Annotated in this window: 17 protein-coding genes; 5 read left to right on the forward strand and 12 right to left on the reverse strand. The window is 72.9% G+C overall.

The annotated features are described in order from the left end of the window. Window positions 1–93 precede the first annotated feature (93 nt). Window positions 94–1,371, forward strand: a complete 1,278-nt coding sequence (locus tag ACFYZA_RS12370; RefSeq protein ID WP_382591990.1) for a D-alanyl-D-alanine carboxypeptidase family protein — start codon at window positions 94–96, stop codon at window positions 1,369–1,371. Between the two features lie 24 nt (window positions 1,372–1,395). On the opposite strand, the gene ACFYZA_RS12375 is transcribed toward ACFYZA_RS12370, so the two are convergent. Genes ACFYZA_RS12375 through ACFYZA_RS12390 form a run of 4 tightly spaced genes read right to left on the reverse strand, consistent with a single transcriptional unit; the run spans window position 1,396 to window position 4,260 of the window. Continuing rightward, window positions 1,396–2,325, reverse strand: a complete 930-nt coding sequence (locus tag ACFYZA_RS12375) for a YihY/virulence factor BrkB family protein (protein WP_382591854.1) — start codon at window positions 2,323–2,325, stop codon at window positions 1,396–1,398. Beyond that, window positions 2,313–2,777, reverse strand: a complete 465-nt coding sequence (locus ACFYZA_RS12380; protein ID WP_382591851.1) for a GtrA family protein — start codon at window positions 2,775–2,777, stop codon at window positions 2,313–2,315. Before ACFYZA_RS12380 ends, ACFYZA_RS12375 begins: the two co-directional genes overlap by 13 nt. Beyond that, window positions 2,774–3,724, reverse strand: a complete 951-nt coding sequence (locus ACFYZA_RS12385) for a decaprenyl-phosphate phosphoribosyltransferase (RefSeq protein ID WP_388489751.1) — start codon at window positions 3,722–3,724, stop codon at window positions 2,774–2,776. The genes ACFYZA_RS12380 and ACFYZA_RS12385 overlap by 4 nt, the downstream gene beginning before the upstream one ends. Continuing rightward, window positions 3,721–4,260 carry a phosphatase PAP2 family protein gene (locus ACFYZA_RS12390; RefSeq protein WP_382591845.1) on the reverse strand — a complete coding sequence of 180 codons (540 nt, stop codon included), beginning with the start codon at window positions 4,258–4,260 and terminating at the stop codon, window positions 3,721–3,723. Before ACFYZA_RS12390 ends, ACFYZA_RS12385 begins: the two co-directional genes overlap by 4 nt. A gap of 198 nt (window positions 4,261–4,458) precedes the next feature. On the opposite strand from ACFYZA_RS12390, the gene ACFYZA_RS12395 reads away from it, so the two are divergent. Next, window positions 4,459–5,844 (forward strand): FAD-binding protein, encoded by a 1,386-nt coding sequence (locus ACFYZA_RS12395; protein WP_388489753.1) that lies wholly within the window; start codon window positions 4,459–4,461, stop codon window positions 5,842–5,844. 69 nt (window positions 5,845–5,913) lie between these two features. Beyond that, window positions 5,914–6,669: a decaprenylphospho-beta-D-erythro-pentofuranosid-2-ulose 2-reductase gene (locus ACFYZA_RS12400; protein ID WP_388489755.1), complete on the forward strand. Its 756-nt coding sequence runs from the start codon at window positions 5,914–5,916 to the stop codon at window positions 6,667–6,669. A gap of 11 nt (window positions 6,670–6,680) precedes the next feature. On the opposite strand, the gene ACFYZA_RS12405 is transcribed toward ACFYZA_RS12400, so the two are convergent. From ACFYZA_RS12405 to glyA, 3 genes are all read right to left on the reverse strand, one after another. Further along, window positions 6,681–7,259 (reverse strand): 2'-5' RNA ligase family protein, encoded by a 579-nt coding sequence (locus ACFYZA_RS12405; RefSeq protein WP_382591836.1) that lies wholly within the window; start codon window positions 7,257–7,259, stop codon window positions 6,681–6,683. 100 nt (window positions 7,260–7,359) lie between these two features. After that, window positions 7,360–8,373, reverse strand: a complete 1,014-nt coding sequence (gene trpS, locus ACFYZA_RS12410; protein WP_382591833.1) for a tryptophan--tRNA ligase — start codon at window positions 8,371–8,373, stop codon at window positions 7,360–7,362. Window positions 8,374–8,631: 258 nt separating this feature from the next. Beyond that, window positions 8,632–9,903, reverse strand: coding sequence for a serine hydroxymethyltransferase (gene glyA / locus ACFYZA_RS12415; RefSeq protein WP_388489757.1), 1,272 nt, complete (start codon window positions 9,901–9,903; stop codon window positions 8,632–8,634). A gap of 210 nt (window positions 9,904–10,113) precedes the next feature. Between glyA and rocD the strand changes: the two genes are divergently transcribed. Next, on the forward strand, window positions 10,114–11,373 hold the full coding sequence (rocD, locus tag ACFYZA_RS12420) for an ornithine--oxo-acid transaminase (RefSeq protein ID WP_388489760.1): 1,260 nt from the start codon (window positions 10,114–10,116) through the stop codon (window positions 11,371–11,373). Here rocD and ACFYZA_RS12425 read toward each other — a convergent pair. The 5 genes from ACFYZA_RS12425 to ACFYZA_RS12445 all read right to left on the reverse strand — a co-directional run bounded on the left by ACFYZA_RS12425 (window position 11,356) and on the right by ACFYZA_RS12445 (window position 16,105). Next, window positions 11,356–12,267 (reverse strand): hypothetical protein, encoded by a 912-nt coding sequence (locus ACFYZA_RS12425; protein ID WP_388489762.1) that lies wholly within the window; start codon window positions 12,265–12,267, stop codon window positions 11,356–11,358. The two genes, rocD and ACFYZA_RS12425, sit on opposite strands and share 18 nt — an antisense overlap. 7 nt (window positions 12,268–12,274) lie before the next feature. Further along, entirely contained in the window at window positions 12,275–12,664 is a 390-nt protein-coding gene (locus ACFYZA_RS12430; protein ID WP_382591821.1) for a hypothetical protein, read from the reverse strand. Window position 12,665: 1 nt separating this feature from the next. Continuing rightward, window positions 12,666–14,453, reverse strand: coding sequence for a hypothetical protein (locus ACFYZA_RS12435; RefSeq protein ID WP_388489765.1), 1,788 nt, complete (start codon window positions 14,451–14,453; stop codon window positions 12,666–12,668). 172 nt (window positions 14,454–14,625) lie between these two features. Further along, window positions 14,626–15,810 (reverse strand): glutathionylspermidine synthase family protein, encoded by a 1,185-nt coding sequence (locus ACFYZA_RS12440; RefSeq protein WP_388489768.1) that lies wholly within the window; start codon window positions 15,808–15,810, stop codon window positions 14,626–14,628. Between the two features lie 28 nt (window positions 15,811–15,838). Then, a complete protein-coding gene (locus ACFYZA_RS12445; protein ID WP_382591812.1) occupies window positions 15,839–16,105 on the reverse strand; it encodes a hypothetical protein in 267 nt (88 codons plus the stop codon). Between the two features lie 142 nt (window positions 16,106–16,247). Here ACFYZA_RS12445 and ACFYZA_RS12450 point away from each other — a divergent pair, with 142 nt between their 5' ends. Beyond that, entirely contained in the window at window positions 16,248–17,114 is an 867-nt protein-coding gene (locus tag ACFYZA_RS12450; RefSeq protein ID WP_382591987.1) for a hypothetical protein, read from the forward strand. Window positions 17,115–17,135 lie beyond the last annotated feature (21 nt).

Raw genomic sequence — 17,135 nt, forward strand, 5'->3', positions numbered from 1 at the left:
CGGCCGGGTGGGAGCTCCCGGCGGGTCATCCATACGATGATCCGATCCATGGCCGCAGCCTGTACGTTCTCGAACGTGTCTGCCCTGAACGTGATGAAGAGCGCCTCGCAGCGGCGCGCCCCCAAGCCCGCCGGGCTCGCCCTGTCCGTCGCCGTGGCCGCCGCGGCCGTGCTGCCCGCGCTCGGTGCGGCCCCCGCCGTGGCGGTGCCCCGGGACGACAAGCCGGCCGCGTCCGCCACGCCCGGTGCGCCGGGCAAGCGCAATGACGCGCCCCCGACCGGCATGTCCAAGGTGGGCGGCGACCAGCTCGGCGAGGCCGGCACCCAGGCGAAGCTCGGCGCCGGTGCGCCCGTGCTGCCCAAGGACGTGACCGGCCGGTCCTGGATCGTCGCGGACGCCGAGAGCGGCCAGGTGCTGGCCGCGCACAACGCCCACTGGCGGCTGCCGCCCGCCTCCACCCTGAAGATGCTGTTCGCGGACACCGTGCTGCCCAAGTTCGACAAGAGCGAGCAGCACACGGTCACCGCGGCGGACCTCGCCGGCATGGGCGCCGGCAGCAGCCTGGTCGGCGTCAAGGAGAACCTGTCGTACTCGGTGCACGACCTGTGGCTCGGGGTCTTCCTGCGCTCGGGCAACGACGCCGTGCACGTCCTGTCCTCGATGAACGGCGGCGTGGCCCAGACCGTCGCGGACATGCAGCACAAGGCCGACGACCTCCAGGCGCTCGACACCCGGGTCGTCTCGCCGGACGGCTACGACGCGCCTGGCCAGGTCTCCAGCGCGTACGACCTGACGCTGTTCGCCCGCGCGGGGCTGCAGAACAAGGACTTCCGCGAGTACTGCTCGACGGCGAGCGCGAAGTTCCCCGGCGCCGAGGGCAAGGACAAGAAGCGCGAGACGTTCGAGATCCAGAACACCAACCGGCTGCTGACCGGTGACTTCGGGCTCAACCCGTACAAGGGCATCGCGGGCGTCAAGAACGGCAACACCACCAACGCGGGCGCCACCTTCACCGGGGTCGCCGAGCGGAACGGCAAGGTGCTGCTCGTCACCGTCATGAACCCCGAGTCGACGGAGAGCCAGGCCGTCTACAAGGAGGCGGCCCGGCTGCTCGACTGGGGGTTCGCGGCGAGCGGGAAGGTCACCCCGGTCGGCGAGCTGATCCCGCCGAAGTCCGCGACCGCCAACCGGGACACCGGGTCGGCGAGCGCGCAGAGCGGCGCGAAGAGCCGGCCCGGGCAGGCGGCCGACGCCGCCGGGGGCGAGAGCGGCGGGGCCGGCATCGCGCTGGGGATCGCGGGCGGCGCGCTCGTACTGATCGCCGGCGCGGTGTTCCTGATCAACCGCCGCTGGCCGCTCAGGAGGCGGTGAGCTCGGAGCCGTCGGCCTCCGGCTTCAGGAGGCGGTGAGCTCGGGGCCGTCGTCTTCCATGAGTTCGGGGCCGTCGTCCTCGGCGAGCGCGGGGTCGTCCTCCTTGGAGGGGGTGGCCGTCCACGCGGCGCAGAACAGGAGCAGCTTCGCCGTGAAGTTGATCCAGAGCAGCAGCGCGATGGGCACCCCGAAGGCCCCGTACATGCTCTTGGCGGCGACGCCCTTCATGTAGCCGCCGAGCAGCAGCTTCAGGAGTTCGAAGCCGACCGCGCCGAGCAGGGCCGCCACCATCAGGCGGCGGCGCGGCGGGCTCACGCCGGGCAGCAGCGTCAGGACGTAGAGCAGGAGCAGGAAGTCGGCGACGACGGCGATGGCGATCGCGGCGACGCGCAGCAGCACTCCGCCCGCGCCGCCCTGGTCGATGCCGAGGCGGTCGGCGGTCCAGCCGACCGCGGTGGAGCCGATGGAGGAGGCCGCCCACGAGGCGAGTCCGGCGGCGCCGAGGCCGAGCAGGATGCCGCCGTCCTTGAGCTTGCGCAGGACCGGGTTCTCGTCGGCGTCGGCCTCCTCCATCTCCCACACCACCTGGAGGCAGCCGCGCATCTGGGAGATCCAGCCGATGCCGGTGAAGAGCAGCAGGGCACCGGCGACGATGCCGACGGTGCCGGCGTTGTCGACGAGCGCCTGGAGGTCGAGCTGGTCGGAGATGCCGGGGACCTGTTCGGCGATGGTGTTCTGGAGCTTGTGCACCTGGTCGCCGGAGAGCAGCGCGGCCGCGACGGCGGCGCCGACGGTCAGCAGCGGGAACAGCGCGAGGAAGCTGATGAAGGTGATGGCGGCGGCGAGGCGCGACCAGTAGACCCGGTCGAGCCGCTCGTACGACCGCCAGGCGTGCGTCCGCATGAGCCGGGTGATCCAGGGCCCGACGACGGGAAGTTTCTTCAGCCAGTCCATGACGTACGACTACCCTCTTCAGCTCGGCTGTGTCGTTCCGGAGGCAATCCTTCCGGGTCGCCGCCGAAGACCAGTGTTCTCGTTCCCCAAAAGCGCAGACACGTCGCGAGCGCCATGCCGAGGACGGCTCCGGAGAGCGTGTCGGCACGCGGTGACGTGAGGCCGAGGCCGTAGTGCGAGACGCCGATGCAGAGCAGCTGGACGAGGGCGCCCGCGACGTTCACGGCGAAGAACACCGCGTACTCGCGCCATCCGACCCGGCGGCCCCGGTAGGTGCCGAACGCGTTGCCGAGGTAGGCGACCGTGCAACCGGCGAGGAAGGAAAGGGACTTGGCGGCGATCGGGTCCCAGCCGAGCCCCGAGCGCAGCCAGACGAAGAGCCCGAGGTCGGCGGCGTACGCGCAGATCCCGGCCAGCGCGAAGCCGATCACCTCGGACCGGGCGATGCTCACAGGTCGGCCACCGCGAGCGCGTACACGGCGATCCAGACCAGGCCGATGACGGCCAGTGCCCGGTCGTGCAGGACGACGTCCTCGGGTGCTCCGGCGCTCCCCCAGTCGGCGAAGACGGCGTAGCGCAGGATGCCGCCGATGAAGGGGACCATCGACAACTGCCGCCAGGGCAGCAGCGATCCGCCCTCGATGCCGCCGGCCTCCAGGGCCCACATGCAGTAGGCGAGGACGGCGACACCGGCGGCGAGCTGCCACACGAAGCGCAGGTAGCCGGTGGTGTAGGCGTTCAGGAGCGCGCGGGTGGCGGCGCCGCGCCCCTCCATCTGGAGGGCCTCGGAGTACCGCTTGGCGGAGACCATGAACAGCGCGCCGAACCCGGCGGTGATCAGGAACCAGCGGGACAGCGGGATGCCGAGCGCGACCCCGCCGGTCATCGCCCGCATCAGGAATCCGGCGGTGACCACGACCAGGTCGACGACCAGGACGTGCTTCAGCTTGACGCAGTAGGCGAGTTGCATGACGACGTACCCGCTGAGCAGGGTGGCCGTCATCGCGTTGCAGGTCAGCGCGGCGGCCAGCGGGGCGAGCACGGCGAGGACCGCGCCGGTGGCGTACGCGACGGCGACCGGCACGCGTCCGGCGGCGACCGGGCGGTGGCACTTGTCGGGGTGGGCGCGGTCGGCCTCGGCGTCGCGGGCGTCGTTGATGAGGTAGACGGCCGAGGCCGCCGTGGTGAACAGGCAGAAGACCAGGGCCAGTTGGGCGATGTCGTGCGGGCTCGCCAGGCGGCCGGCGGCGGCGGGAGCGGCCACCACGAGCACGTTCTTGATCCACTGGCGGGGCCGTGCGGTGAGCACCAGGGCGCCGGGCAGCGCGAGCAGCCGCCGGGTCGCGGAGGCGGCCGGGGTTCCGCTCTCGTCGAGGAGTACCGCGCCGGGCTCGGTCATCGGCGCCCGCCTTCGAGCGGTTTGCGCATCCAGGCCGCGCCGGCCCGCGCGGTGGCACCGCCGAGCAGCGCGCCCGCCGCGATGTCGCTGGGGTAGTGCACCCCGGCGACCATGCGGGACACGCACATCGCGGCGGCCAGTGGCGGCACCAGGCGCGCCCCGGCCGGCCGCAGCGCGCCGAACGCGACGGCCGCGGCGGCCGCCGAGCTGGCGTGCGAGCTGGGGAAGGAGTGCCGCCCGGCGGTGCGCACCAGGGGTTCGGCCGCCGGGAGTCGCGGCCGGGGTCTGCGCACCACGCGCTTGATCCCCATGCTGGCGAGGTGGGCGGCGGCGACCAGGGCGGTGCCACGCAGCCAGGCTCCGCGCCGGTCCCGGTCGGCGGCGGCCGCGGCGAGCCCGGCCGCGAGCCAGAGCGCGCCGTGTTCGCCGGCGAAGGACAGGGCGCGGGCGGCGGCGGCCACTCGCGGGTCCCCGGCGCAGTCGCGCAGCGCGGCCAGGAGTCGTTGGTCGGCGTCGGCGTACGACGGCTTCTGCATCTGCCACCCCTCTTCCGTGACGTCGGCCCGCCAACTGGCCGTAGGCCACCGGCGACTCTCCTGCGCCAGGAAGGACGAATACGGGACAAATGAGACTGACACTCAGTTAATCACCCATTTCGGTGAGTGATTTACCGAAGAGTTGGCGGGGTGGGTGGCTAAGCGGAAGGGGACGAGTTAGGCGATAACGTCACATTCATGTCTGCCGACACGACACCCGACACCGCGCCCGCGCCCTCCGGCCCGCCGACCTCCGTGAGCGGCTGGGGGCGCACCGCCCCCTCCACCGCCCGGCTGCTGCGCCCGCGCAGCTACGAGGAGACGGCGGCCGCGGTGCTCGCGTGCGGGGCGCGCGGCACGATCGCCCGCGGGCTCGGCCGGGCGTACGGGGACGCCGCGCAGAACGCGGGCGGCGCGGTCCTCGACATGACCGGCCTCGACCGCATCCGCACGGTGGACGCCGAGGCGGGCGTCGTCGTCTGCGACGCGGGCGTGAGCCTGCACCGCCTGATGGAAGTCCTGCTGCCGCTCGGCTGGTTCGTGCCGGTGACCCCCGGCACCCGGTACGTCACCGTCGGCGGCGCGATCGGCGCCGACATCCACGGCAAGAACCACCATCTGTCGGGCTCCTTCGCCCGCCATGTGCGCGAGCTCGAACTGCTCACCGCCGACGGCACGGTACGCACCGTCACCCCCGACACCGCGCTGTTCGACGCGACGGCGGGCGGCATGGGGCTCACCGGAGTGATCCTGCGGGCCACCATCCAACTCCTGCCCGTGCAGACCTCGTTGATGACGGTGGACACCGAACGGGCTCTGGATCTGGACGACTTGATGGTCCGGCTCGAATCGGGCGACCACCGCTACCGGTACTCGGTGGCCTGGATCGACCTCCTCGCGCGGGGCGCGCGTACCGGCAGGGCGGTGCTGACCCGCGGGGACCACGCGCCGCTCGACATGCTGCCGCCCCGCGCCGCCCGCACCCCGCTCGGCTTCCGGCCCCGCCGGCTCCCGGCCGCCCCCTCCTTCCTGCCGGAGGGGCTGCTCGGACGCGCCTCGGTGTCGGCCTTCAACGAGCTCTGGTACCGCAGGGCGCCCCGGCACCGCACGGGCGAGCTCCAGCGCCTCTCGACGTTCTTCCACCCGCTCGACGGGGTGCCGCACTGGAACCGCGTCTACGGCAGGGGCGGCTTCGTGCAGTACCAGTTCGTCGTCGGGTACGGGCAGGAGGAGGCCCTGCGCGCCATCGTGCGCCGCATCTCCCGGCACGGCTGCCCCTCCTTCCTCGCCGTCCTCAAGCGCTTCGGCGACGCCGACCCGGGCTGGCTCTCCTTCCCCGTCCCCGGCTGGACCCTGGCCCTCGACATCCCGGCGAACCTGCCCGGCCTCGGCCTCCTGCTCGACGAGCTCGACGAGCAGGTGGCGGGCGCGGGCGGCCGGGTCTATCTGGCGAAGGACGCGCGGATGCGGCCGGAACTGGTGGAGCGCATGTACCCGAGGCTGGCCCAATTCCGGTCGCTGCGCGCCGAGTTGGACCCCCAGGGCGTCTTCAGGTCGGACATGGGCAGACGCCTCGGCCTGTGAACGGCCGGGGCCCGGGCCGCCCCGGCAGACCTCCTCCCCCGCCCCTCCCAAGGATCCCAAGGAGCCCCGATGAAGGACGCATTCGGAACCCCGCAGTCGCTGCTCGTGCTCGGCGGCACCTCCGAGATCGGCCTCGCCACCGCCCGCCGCCTGATCGCCCGCCGCACCCGCACGGTGTGGCTGGCGGGCCGGGCCTCCCCCGCCCTGGAGGCGGCGGCGGACGGACTGCGGGCGCTCGGCCCGGACGTCCACACCCTCGCCTTCGACGCGCTCGACCCCGCCGCGCACGAGGTCGCCCTCGGCAAGGTGTTCGCGGAGGGCGACATCGACATGGTGCTGCTCGCGTTCGGCGTGCTCGGCGACCAGTCCCGCGACGAGACCGAGCCGCTCGCGGCGGTACGGGTCGCGGGGACCAACTACACCGGCGCGGTCTCGGCGGGCCTGGTCTGCGCCAAGGCCCTCCAGGCACAGGGCCACGGCTCGCTCGTCGTGCTGTCGTCGGTGGCCGGCGAACGCGCCCGCCGCAGCAACTTCATCTACGGGTCGAGCAAGGCGGGCCTCGACGCGTTCGCGCAGGGCCTCGGGGACGCGCTGCACGGCTCGGGCGTGCACGTCATGGTCGTACGCCCCGGATTCGTCCGCACGAAGATGACGGCCGGGCTCACGGAGGCCCCGCTCGCCACCACCCCCGAGGCCGTTGCCCTCGCCATCGAGGCGGGGCTGCGGCGCCGGGCGGAGCTGGTGTGGGTGCCGGGCGCGCTGCGGGTCGTGATGTCGGCGCTGCGGCACGTCCCGCGCGGAGTGTTCCGGCGGCTTCCGGTGTGAGCCGGGGCGGCCTAGCGCAGGGAGGGGTGGTCGAGACAGGCGCCCTGCGCGGGGACGCCGTGCGCGCCGATGCCGAAGGGGTAGTCGCGCAGCTTGCGCCACACCCCGTCGGCGCCCTGCTCGTACAGGGCGAACCCGCCGCACGTCCAGGACGCCGAGAACCCGGCGAGGGACTCGTACGCCACGTCCATCGCCTCCTCGGAGATGCCGTGCGCCACGGTGACGTGCGGGTGGTACGGGAACTGGAGCTCGCGCACCAGCGGGCCCGCCTCGTCCCGCACCCGCTGCTGGAGCCACGCGCACTCGCCCGCGCCCTCCACCACCTGCACGAAGACGACCGGGGACAGCGGACGGAAGGTCCCCGTGCCCCCCAGCCGCATCGGGAACGCGCGCCCGGCCGCCGCGACCGAGGCCAGGTGCGCCTCGATCTCCGGCAGGCACTCGGCCCGCACCTCGTACGGCGGCAGCAGGGTGATGTGCGTGGGGATGCCGTGCGCGGCGGGGTCACCGAAGCCCGCGCGCCGCTCCTGGAGCAGGCTGCCGTAAGGCTCCGGGACCGCGATCGAAACGCCGAGCGTTACGGTCCCCACGTCGTTCTCCTCCGTGCTGTGGTGTTGATGGTGTGCAGTGTGACGGCCCCACCGGCCGCTGACCAGAGCCCGGGGTCGAGCTCCGGCCACGGCGCCGGTGTCAGTGCTTGGCGGGCAGCAGCCCGACCTTGTCGTACGCCGTGGCCAGCGTCTCGGCGGCGACCGCGCGGGCCTTCTCGGCGCCCTTGGCGAGCAGCGAGTCCAGCGTCTCGGGGTCGTCCAGGTACTGCTGCGTACGCGTGCGGAACGGCGTGACGAACTCGACCATCACCTCGGCCAGGTCGGTCTTGAGCGCGCCGTACATCTTGCCCTCGTAGTCGGCCTCCAGCTCGGCGATCGCCTTGCCCGTGAGGGTCGAGTAGATGGAGAGCAGATTGGAGACACCGGGCTTGTTCTCGGTGTCGTACTTGATCACCGTGTCGGTGTCGGTGACCGCGCTCTTGACCTTCTTGGCCGTCGTCTTCGGGTCGTCGAGGAGGTTGATGAGGCCCTTCGGCGTCGACGCCGACTTGCTCATCTTGATCGACGGGTCCTGGAGGTCGTAGATCTTCGCCGTCTCCTTGAGGATGTACGGCTCCGGGACGGTGAACGTCTCGCCGAACCGGCCGTTGAAGCGGTCGGCGAGGTCACGGGTGAGCTCGATGTGCTGGCGCTGGTCCTCGCCGACGGGGACCTGGTTGGCCTGGTACAGCAGGATGTCGGCGACCTGGAGGATCGGGTACGTGAACAGGCCGACGGTCGCGTTGCCCGCGCCGTGCTTGGCCGACTTGTCCTTGAACTGCGTCATCCGGCTGGCCTCGCCGAACCCGGCCAGGCAGTTCATGATCCAGGCGAGCTGGGCGTGCTCGGGCACGTGGCTCTGGACGAACAGCGTGCAGCGCTCGGGGTCGAGACCGGCGGCCAGCAGCTGTGCGGCGGCGAGCCGGGTGTTGGCGCGCAGCTCGGCGGGGTCCTGCGGGACGGTGATCGCGTGCAGGTCGACGACCATGTAGAACGCGTCGTGCGACTCCTGGAGCGCGACCCACTGGCGGACCGCGCCGAGGTAGTTGCCGAGGTGGAACGAGCCTGCGGTGGGCTGGATTCCGGAGAGCACGCGGGGACGAGTCGAGGGCATGCTCAGCATTCTCTCAGGTGGGCCCGCCGTGTCGGAAACCCCGCGCTTGTGACCGGCCCCACAAGGTGCCCCAGCACCTCGGGGGCGCCGCCCCCGAACCCCCTCCGCGCAGTTCCCCGCGCCCCTAAGCGGTACCGGGTGCTGGGGCATCCTCAGCCCGTCATGGGGGTCCCCCCTGGCCCTTAAGGCCTTGGGGGAGATTGAGGACGAGCGCCGTTCAGGCGCGAACGGGGGTCTGGGGGCGGAGCCCCCAGGGGGTCAGGCCAGGGGGAGGCCCGGGGCGGGGTAGGCGGACAGGAGGTCCGTCACTTCCGCGCGGATCGCGGACAGCGCGCCCTCGTCCCCGGCCCGGGCCGCCGACACACCCCGGTCGAGCCATTCGGCCACCTTCGGCATGTGCTCGGCCCCCAGGCCCCGGGACGTCAGGGACGGCGTCCCGATGCGGATGCCGGAGGGGTCGAAGGGCTTGCGGGGGTCGTACGGAACGGTGTTGTAGTTGACGACGATCCCCGCCCGGTCCAGGGCCTTCGCGGCCACCTTCCCCGGCACGTCCTTGGCGGTGAGGTCCATCAGGACCAGGTGGTTGTCGGTGCCGCCGGACACCAGGTCGAAGCCCCGCTCCAGGAGGGCGTCCGCGAGGGCCCGCGCATTGGCCACCACCTGGTGGGCGTACGCGCAGAACGCCGGCTGCGCCGCCTCGTGCAGGGCGACCGCGATCGCCGCCGTGGTCTGGTTGTGCGGCCCGCCCTGGAGCCCGGGGAAGACCGCCTTGTCGATGGCCTTCGCATGCTCCGCGCGGGACATCAGCATGGCTCCGCGCGGCCCCCGCAGGGTCTTGTGCGTGGTGGTCGAGATGACGTCCGCGTACGGCGCCGGCGAGGGGTGGGCGCCGCCCGCGATGAGGCCCGCGATGTGCGCGACGTCCGCGACGAGCACCGCGCCCGCCTCCTCGGCGATCTCCGCGAACGCGGCGAAGTCGATCGTGCGGGGCAGCGCGGTACCCCCGCAGAAGATCAGCTTCGGCCGCTCCTTGAGCGCGATCTCGCGCACCTCGTCGAGGTCGATGAGCCCGGTGTCGGCGCGCACCCCGTACTGCACGCCCCGGAACCACTTGCCGGTCGCCGAGACGCCCCAGCCGTGCGTGAGGTGCCCGCCCATCGGCAGCGCCATGCCCATCACGGTGTCGCTGGGCTCGGCGAAGGCGAGGTAGACGGCGAGGTTGGCGGGCGAGCCGGAGTACGGCTGGACGTTGGCGTGCTCGACGCCGAACAGGGCCTTGGCGCGGTCGACCGCGAGCGTCTCGACCTTGTCGATGTTCTGCTGGCCCTCGTAGTAGCGCCGGCCCGCGTAGCCCTCGCTGTACTTGTTCTGCAGCACCGTCCCCGAGGCCTCCAGGACGGCCGTCGAGACGTAGTTCTCGCTGGGGATCAGACGCAGGGTGTCCGACTGGAGCCGCTCCTCGGCGGCGACGAGCGAGGCCAGCTCGGGGTCGGCGGCCAGCAGGGCGGGGTGGGAAAGGGGAAGGCTCATGGCGTCCTCCGGGTCCGTTGACAGGTTCCCGGGGTGCCCAGGCGGGCGGCACCTCGTGCGGCAGGCCGCGCGCGGCTTCCCCGGGGTCGCTTCCCCGCTCGCCAGTCGCCGCGCGTACCGAACACCCTACCGGCCGCCTCCGACGGCAAGGTTTCTTCGTCCGACATCCGAGCGACGATAGAAAAGGGCACCACCTACGCCCCATGCCGCATGACGATCGGAGAACCCGTGTCGACACACGCCGCGACCGAAGACGCCATCCGTTCCGCCGAGGCACACAGTGCGCACAACTACCATCCGCTGCCCGTCGTCGTCGCCTCCGCCGAGGGCGCCTGGATGACCGACGTCGAGGGCCGGCGCTACCTCGACATGCTGGCCGGCTACTCGGCGCTCAACTTCGGCCACGGCAACCGCCGCCTCATCGAGGCGGCGAAGGCCCAGCTGGAGCGGGTCACCCTCACGTCGAGAGCGTTCCACCACGACCGGTTCGCCCAGTTCTGTACGGAGCTGGCGGAGTTGTGCGGCAAGGACATGGTGCTGCCCATGAACACCGGGGCGGAGGCGGTGGAGACCGCCGTGAAGACCGCCCGCAAGTGGGGCTACAAGGTCAAGGGCGTGCCGGACAACACGGCGAAGATCGTGGTGGCCCGGGACAACTTCCACGGCCGTACGACCACCATCGTCAGCTTCTCCACCGATCCGGAGGCCCGCGCGGACTACGGCCCCTACACGCCGGGCTTCGAGATCGTGCCGTACGGCGACCTCACCGCGATGCGGGCGGCCGTCACCGACAACACCGTGGCGGTGCTGCTCGAACCCATCCAGGGCGAGGCCGGCGTGCTCGTGCCGCCGGCCGGATACCTCGCGGGCGTAAGGGAGTTGACGCGCGAGCGGAACGTCCTGTTCATGGCGGACGAGATCCAGTCCGGGCTCGGCCGCACCGGGAAGACCTTCGCGTGCGAGCACGAGGGCGTGGTGCCCGACGTCTACATCCTGGGCAAGGCCCTCGGCGGCGGCGTGGTCCCGGTGTCGGCGGTGGCCGCGTCCTCGGAGGTGCTCGGGGTGTTCGGGCCGGGCGAGCACGGCTCGACGTTCGGCGGAAACCCGCTGGCCTGCGCGGTCGCCCTGGAGGTCATCGCGATGCTGCGCACCGGGGAGTACCAGCAGCGCGCCGCCGAACTCGGCGATCACCTGCACCACGAGCTCGGCCTGCTGACCGGCGCGGGCGCGGTCGAGGCGGTGCGCGGGCGCGGCCTGTGGGCGGGCGTGGACATCAATCCGGCGCACGGCACGGGACGGCAGATCTCGGAGCGGCTGATGGGCCGGGGCGTCCTGGTCAAGGACACCCACGGCTCGACGATCCGCATCGCCCCGCCCCTGGTGATCAGCAAGGAGGATCTGGACTGGGGCCTCGACCAGCTGCGCGCGGTCCTCGCCGAGCAGCAGGTGCCCTCAACCCGCCGTGGGTGACAGGCAGTTGGTGCCCGAGCAGAAGACGCTGAGGGCGGTCTTCAGGGTCTGCTCCTGCTCGGGCCACACGGTCGCGGGGGCCGCGGACAGAACGGCGTAGTGCTCGCCGCCGGGCGTCAGGAACGCGTAGTCCACCACCTGGCGCCGGTGGCCGAGCTGCTGGTTGTCGTAGGCGTAGACGAGCCGCGCGGCCCGCGTGCCACCGGGCACGGTGGCGTCGTTCGCCAGGCTGATCTCCTGGTACCCGGGGTTCTTCGCCAGTTCGCCCGAGGTCTGCTTGAGCGCGTCGTACGGGCTCAGGCCGGCCTCGGAGACCGGGTACACCTGGATCAGCCGGGCGCCGTCCCCGGAGTTGTAGAAGACGCCCTTGGCGCCCTGGTCCTGACGGGTCCAGCCCTGCGGCACGTACATCCTGAACCCCCGTGGATCCTGGACGAGTTGGAAGCCGGCCGGCACGGTGGCGCTCGGTGAGGCGGAGGCCGACGCCGACGCGGAGGGCGACGGGGACGGGCCGCCCTCGCCGGTCCGCTCCGGGGCGCCGGAGGACGGCGCGGAGGGCGAGGACGCGGCCACCTTCGGGTGGCCGGACCCGCCACGGGTGAGGAACCATCCCCCGCCCGCACCGGCCACGGCGACGATCGCCACCACGACGGCGACGGGCACCCGCCGGGTCCGCCGCGGCTCCCGCACCGGCGGGGGTTCCGGGTACGCCCCCGTCGTCGGGTACGGGCCGGGGCCGGGTGCCAGGGGCGGCACCGCCGGGAGTGGCGGGGGCGGCGGGGGCACGGCCGGCACCGGGGGCGGGGCCGCCGCGGGCCCCGTGGCGGTCTCGTCCACCGTCTCCCACTTCTGGGTCGCCGCGTTCCAGCGGACCTCGCCCCTGCCCCCGCTCACCGCCGCCTCACATCCCGATCAGTTCGCGGACCCGCTGCACCAGCGTCTCGCCGGAGGCGAGCAGGCCTGTCAGGGCGGTGGCGCCGGTGAGCAGCTCGCCCAGGCGCGCCAGCCGCCCGGGGCTCGCCTGGCCCTCGGTGCGGATCTCCTCCTCGGTCTCGGCGAGTTCGGCGTCCAGGGCGCGGGTCTGGTCGTTGCGCACGAGCTGGGCCAGGCCTGTCCTGAACTCCGTGATGGCGTCCAGGAGTTGGAGCTGGGCCTCGTCGGTGGCGCCCGCGCGGTAGACGCTGGACACCTTGTTGTGGTCGCCGACCGAGACGGATCCGGTCACTCCGCTGATGTGGACGGAACGCTGCGCGCCGCCCCGCTGTGTGCTGTCGTCACCCGGCATGGTCATCTCAGCCCTCGCTGTTGACGGTGTTGTGGTCGCCGACGCTGATCGCCCCTCGGGCGTTCTCGATCATGACGCCGCCCTGCGCGACATTGACGATCTTCTGCTCGAACTGCCCGGTGTCGTAGCCCGCTTCGTACAGCGCGTCGCGCACGCCGGTGGTAACCCGGTCCTCGATGGACTTCACATAGCGCCGGTAGTCCATCGCCTGGAACAGCGAGGTGCCGGGCGCCGCCGCCAGTTCGCGCACCGAGCGCGCCGGGCCGTCGGGCAGCGCCCCGGCGTGCCCGCCGGTGAGCCGGTGCCACAGCGAGGCGACCGCGCGGACCAGGACGGCCAGGGCCTCGATCAGGGACCTCGGCGTCCGCTTCAGCGCCCACGCCGCCTTGCCCACCGGGGTGAGGCAGGCGAAGCTCCGGGCCGTGTGGTCCGCGCGCAGGAAGTCCTCGCGCAGCGGCGGCAGGACGTGCGGGGCGATCTCCAGGACCAGCATGCCGCCCTGGGTGTGGACGCGTACGAACACGGTGGTGACGAGGTGTTCCTCCCAGCCGCCCACCCGGATCCGCAGGAAGTGCCGGCGCGCCTCGCCGCCCTCCTCAAGGGCGGCGGCCCGGTGCTGCTCGAACTCGCCTTCGGCGTAGGGCGCGTAGGTGCGCGAGGGCAGCCCGTCGACCGGCAGGAACACGTACTCGGACACTTCGAGCTGACGCAGCCGGTCGCGCACGGCCTCCGCCTCGGCGGGCGCGGTCGGGGCGGGCACCCGGAGCCGGGTGACCAGGGGCTCGACGATGCGCAGGACCTCGGCGTTGCTGACCCGGGTCGGGCTCCGGTCGCCCAGGGACTTGCGCGGGCGCAGCTGGATGGAGACCGACCAGGGCTCGAAGGGCTCGCCCGCGCCCCGGAAGGGCGCGTCGGAGCGGTAGACGGCGAGCGGGGCGTGCTGCTCGACGCGGATCATGGCGGCGAGGCGCTGGAACCTGCCGTTGTCGCCGCGCTGCGCGGGGTCGGCGCCGAAGTCCTGGAAGCCCTGCGGGGACAGCTCGCCCGCCATGATCCGGGCGAACTGGAGGCGCTGGAGTCCGACACAGAGGGCGATCACGGCGAAGCAGCCGACGATCCCCCAGCCGAGGCCGGGGCTCAGGCCCTGGTCCGCCAGGCCGACGGTGCCCCCGCCGAACACGAGCGCGGGGCCCGCGACGACCGGCGGAACGGTGTTCCCGCTCGCGGCGGCGTCGCCGAAGACGTCGTACCCCCCGCTGCCCGAACCGCCGTAACTCCCGTACTCGGACGAGTAGTTGTGCGAGGAGGTGTCGTAGCCGCCGAACAGGGACACCAGCAGCACGGCGGCGAACACGGCGAGCACGAGCCGCGCCCACCAGCGCAGGAAGAAGGCCGGCACCGTGCGGTACCAGGGCGCGGTCCTGGCCCCGCCGCGCACGAGGCGGGCGAGGCCGAGCTGGAGGCAGGGGCCGACGAGGATCAGGAGGGCGTAGTCCGTGACGACCACGGCGAGCACCCAGAGCGCGACGACACCGATCGACCAGGCGATCTGCAGATTGCGGGCGCGCAGCGCGTGGGCGAGCACGCGGGCCGCGTCGAAGCCGAGCGAGGGCGCCACGACCCGCTCCTCGTGGACGTACAGCTCGTCGATGACGGCGTCGCGGTACTCGTCGTCGAGATAGGTGCCGGCGGCCATCAGACGGGTCGCCTCGCTGAGCGACGGGTGCACCGGCGGCAGCCCGCCGGCCGGCGGTCCCGCCGGCTGCGCCTGCTGCGGCACCTGGGCCTGCGTCATGTCCTGCTCCCCCGGGACGGTGGGCGGACGTCTGCCCTCAACTGGGCCGTACGGAAGGGGTGTTCGAGGACGCCGCCAGGGTGAACATGGTAGCGGCGCACCGCTTCGCGCGCCCCCCTGTTCCGCTCCGGGCACCCCCCGTGTCACCGAAGTGGCGGTGGCTCCCCGCGCGTCACCGGATCACATGCGGGACGAACCTCGCGTACTCGTCGGTCACGAGCCCCGCCGACTCCCGGATCCCGAGCCCGGCCGCCTCGTCCGCCACGACCCACGCCCCCAGCACCACCCGGTTCCCGTCGAAGTCGGGCAGCGGCGCCAACTCCTGGTAGCAGCACGGCTCTTCGGGGCGCGGGGCCGGGGCGGAGCCCGGCGGGTGGAGGGTGACGCCCGCGCCCTCCCGGCCGAGCAGGGGCTTCGCCACGTACCCGCGCCCGGCGGCGAGGTCGCGCGGCCCGTCCAGGTAGGCGGGGAGCAGGTTGGGGTGGCCGGGGTAGAGCTCCCACAGCACCGCGAGCAGCGCCTTGTTGGAGAGCAGCATCTTCCAGGCCGGCTCGATCCAGCAGGTCGTGCCCGTGCCGCCGCCGTTGTCGAGGGTGTCGAGGACCTGCGGCCCGAACGCGTCGGAGGCCAGCCACTCCCACGGGTACAGCTTGAAGCAGGCCCGGATGAACCTCAGGCGGTCGTCCACGAAGCGGCCGGTGATGCGGTCCCAGCCGATGGACTCGACCGAGAGCGCCTCCGTGTCGAGCCCCGCCTGCTCGGCCGTCTCGCGCAGATAGGCGACGGTCATCAGGTCCTCGCCGAGCTCGTCGCCGTCGGAGTGCGCGAAGTGCACGGGGCCGGGCGGCAGCAGGCGCGCCTGGCCCTTCCAGGCCGCGACGAGGCGTTCGTGCAGCGAGTTCCACTGGTCGGCGCCGGGGAAGCGGTCCTCCATCCAGAACCACTGCGCGCTCGCCGCCTCGACGAGCGACGTCGGGGTGTCGGCGTTGTACTCCAGCATCCTGGCGGGGCCCTCGCCGTCGTACCGCAGGTCGAACCGGCCGTACAGGGAGGGGAGTTCGGCCCGTCGGCGCCAGGACTCGGCGACCAGGTCGGCGAGCCGGCCGTCCATGATGCCGAGGTCGGCGAAGCGGCCCTTCTCGACGATGTGGGCCGCCGCCGCCAGGCACATGGTGTGCAGTTCCTCGACGGTCTCCTCCAGCGCCTCGACCTCGGGCAGCGTGAAGGAGTAGTAGGCGCTCTCGTCCCAGTAGGGCCGCAGCGATTCGTCGGGGTAGCGGGTCAGCGGGTAGATGACGCCCTGTTCCTCGACGGTCCGCTGCCAGTCGGGGCGCGGCTGTATGTGATGGCGTTCCATGTGTCCGCCCTGCGTTCCGTCCGGTCCCTCAGCCGCCGCTCGTACCGCCGTGGCCGAACCCGCCGCGCGAGACGCCCGACTTGTCGAAGGAGCCGCCGGAGACCTTGCCGCCACGGCTGGTTCCGCCGTAGTAGTACGTGCCGCTGCCGCCGCTCTTGCACTCGTACTTCGGGAGTTCCTTGTACGAGACCGGGTTGACGCACCGCTTGTCCGGCTCGTCGCTGCACGCGGTGAGCGTCGCCGCGAGCACACCCATGCCGCCGAGCACCACCGTCGTGGACCTGAACCTGCGCATTGTCCGACCTCCCCCGTTCACGTACTGGCTTCGCTGTGGGACGCGTTCCGGCCACACCCTAGTTCCCGGCCACCGGCGACCCGCCTCCGGGCTTTGTACCCGCCGCGCGGCCTGCGACTACAGTCCCTGTGTGTTCCTCGGGATGATCTGCGCGCTCGCCTCCGCCGTCTGCTTCGGCACGGCCACCGTCCTCCAGGCCGCCGCGACGCGGGCCGCCGAGCCCGGTACGGGGGCGGGTGCCGGCTCCGGAGTCGACGCGGCGCTGCTGCTTCGCGCCGTGCGCCAGTGGCGCTACGTCGTGGGTCTCGCGCTCGACGGGCTGGGCTTCGTCTTCCAGATCGTGGCGCTGCGCTCGGTGCCGATCTACGCGGTCGGCGCGGCGCTCGCCGCCTCGCTCGCGGTGACGGCGGTGGTCGCATCCCGCCTCCTGAAGGTCCGGCTCTCCGGTACGGAGTGGGCGGCGGTCGGGGTGGTGTGCGCGGGCCTCGCGATGCTCGGCCTGTCGTCGGGCGCCGAGGGCACCGAGTCCGGCCCGGCCCCGCTGCCCTGGTGGCTGCTCGGGGTGGCGGCGGCGGTGCTCCTCGCGGGTGTGGCCGGCGGGCGGCTGCCGGACCGGGCGCGGGCCCTGGTCCTCGGGCTCGGCGCGGGCTGCGGCTTCGGCGTGGTCGAGGTCGCGGTCCGGCTCATCGACGACCCCTTCGACCTGACGAATCCGGCCCTGTACGCGCTGCTGCTCGGCGGCGGGGCCGCCTTCCTGCTGCTCACCTCCGCCCTGTCGCGCGGGTCGGTCACCACGGCGACGGCCGGCATGGTCATCGGCGAGACCATCGGCCCGGCCCTGGTAGGCGTGGCCTGGCTCGGCGACCGCACCCGCGACGGCCTCGGCTGGCTGACCGTCACCGGCTTCGCGGTGGCGGTGGCGGGCGCACTCGCCCTGGCCCGCTTCGGCGAGGCCCCGGAGACGGGGGCGGAGGCGGAGCCCGCGCTCCGGGAACCCGGGGAGGGCTAGGGCCACCCGGCCCTGGACGGC

Source organism: Streptomyces sp. NPDC001828 (genome assembly GCF_042892175.1).
In the GTDB taxonomy this organism is placed as follows: domain Bacteria; phylum Actinomycetota; class Actinomycetes; order Streptomycetales; family Streptomycetaceae; genus Streptomyces.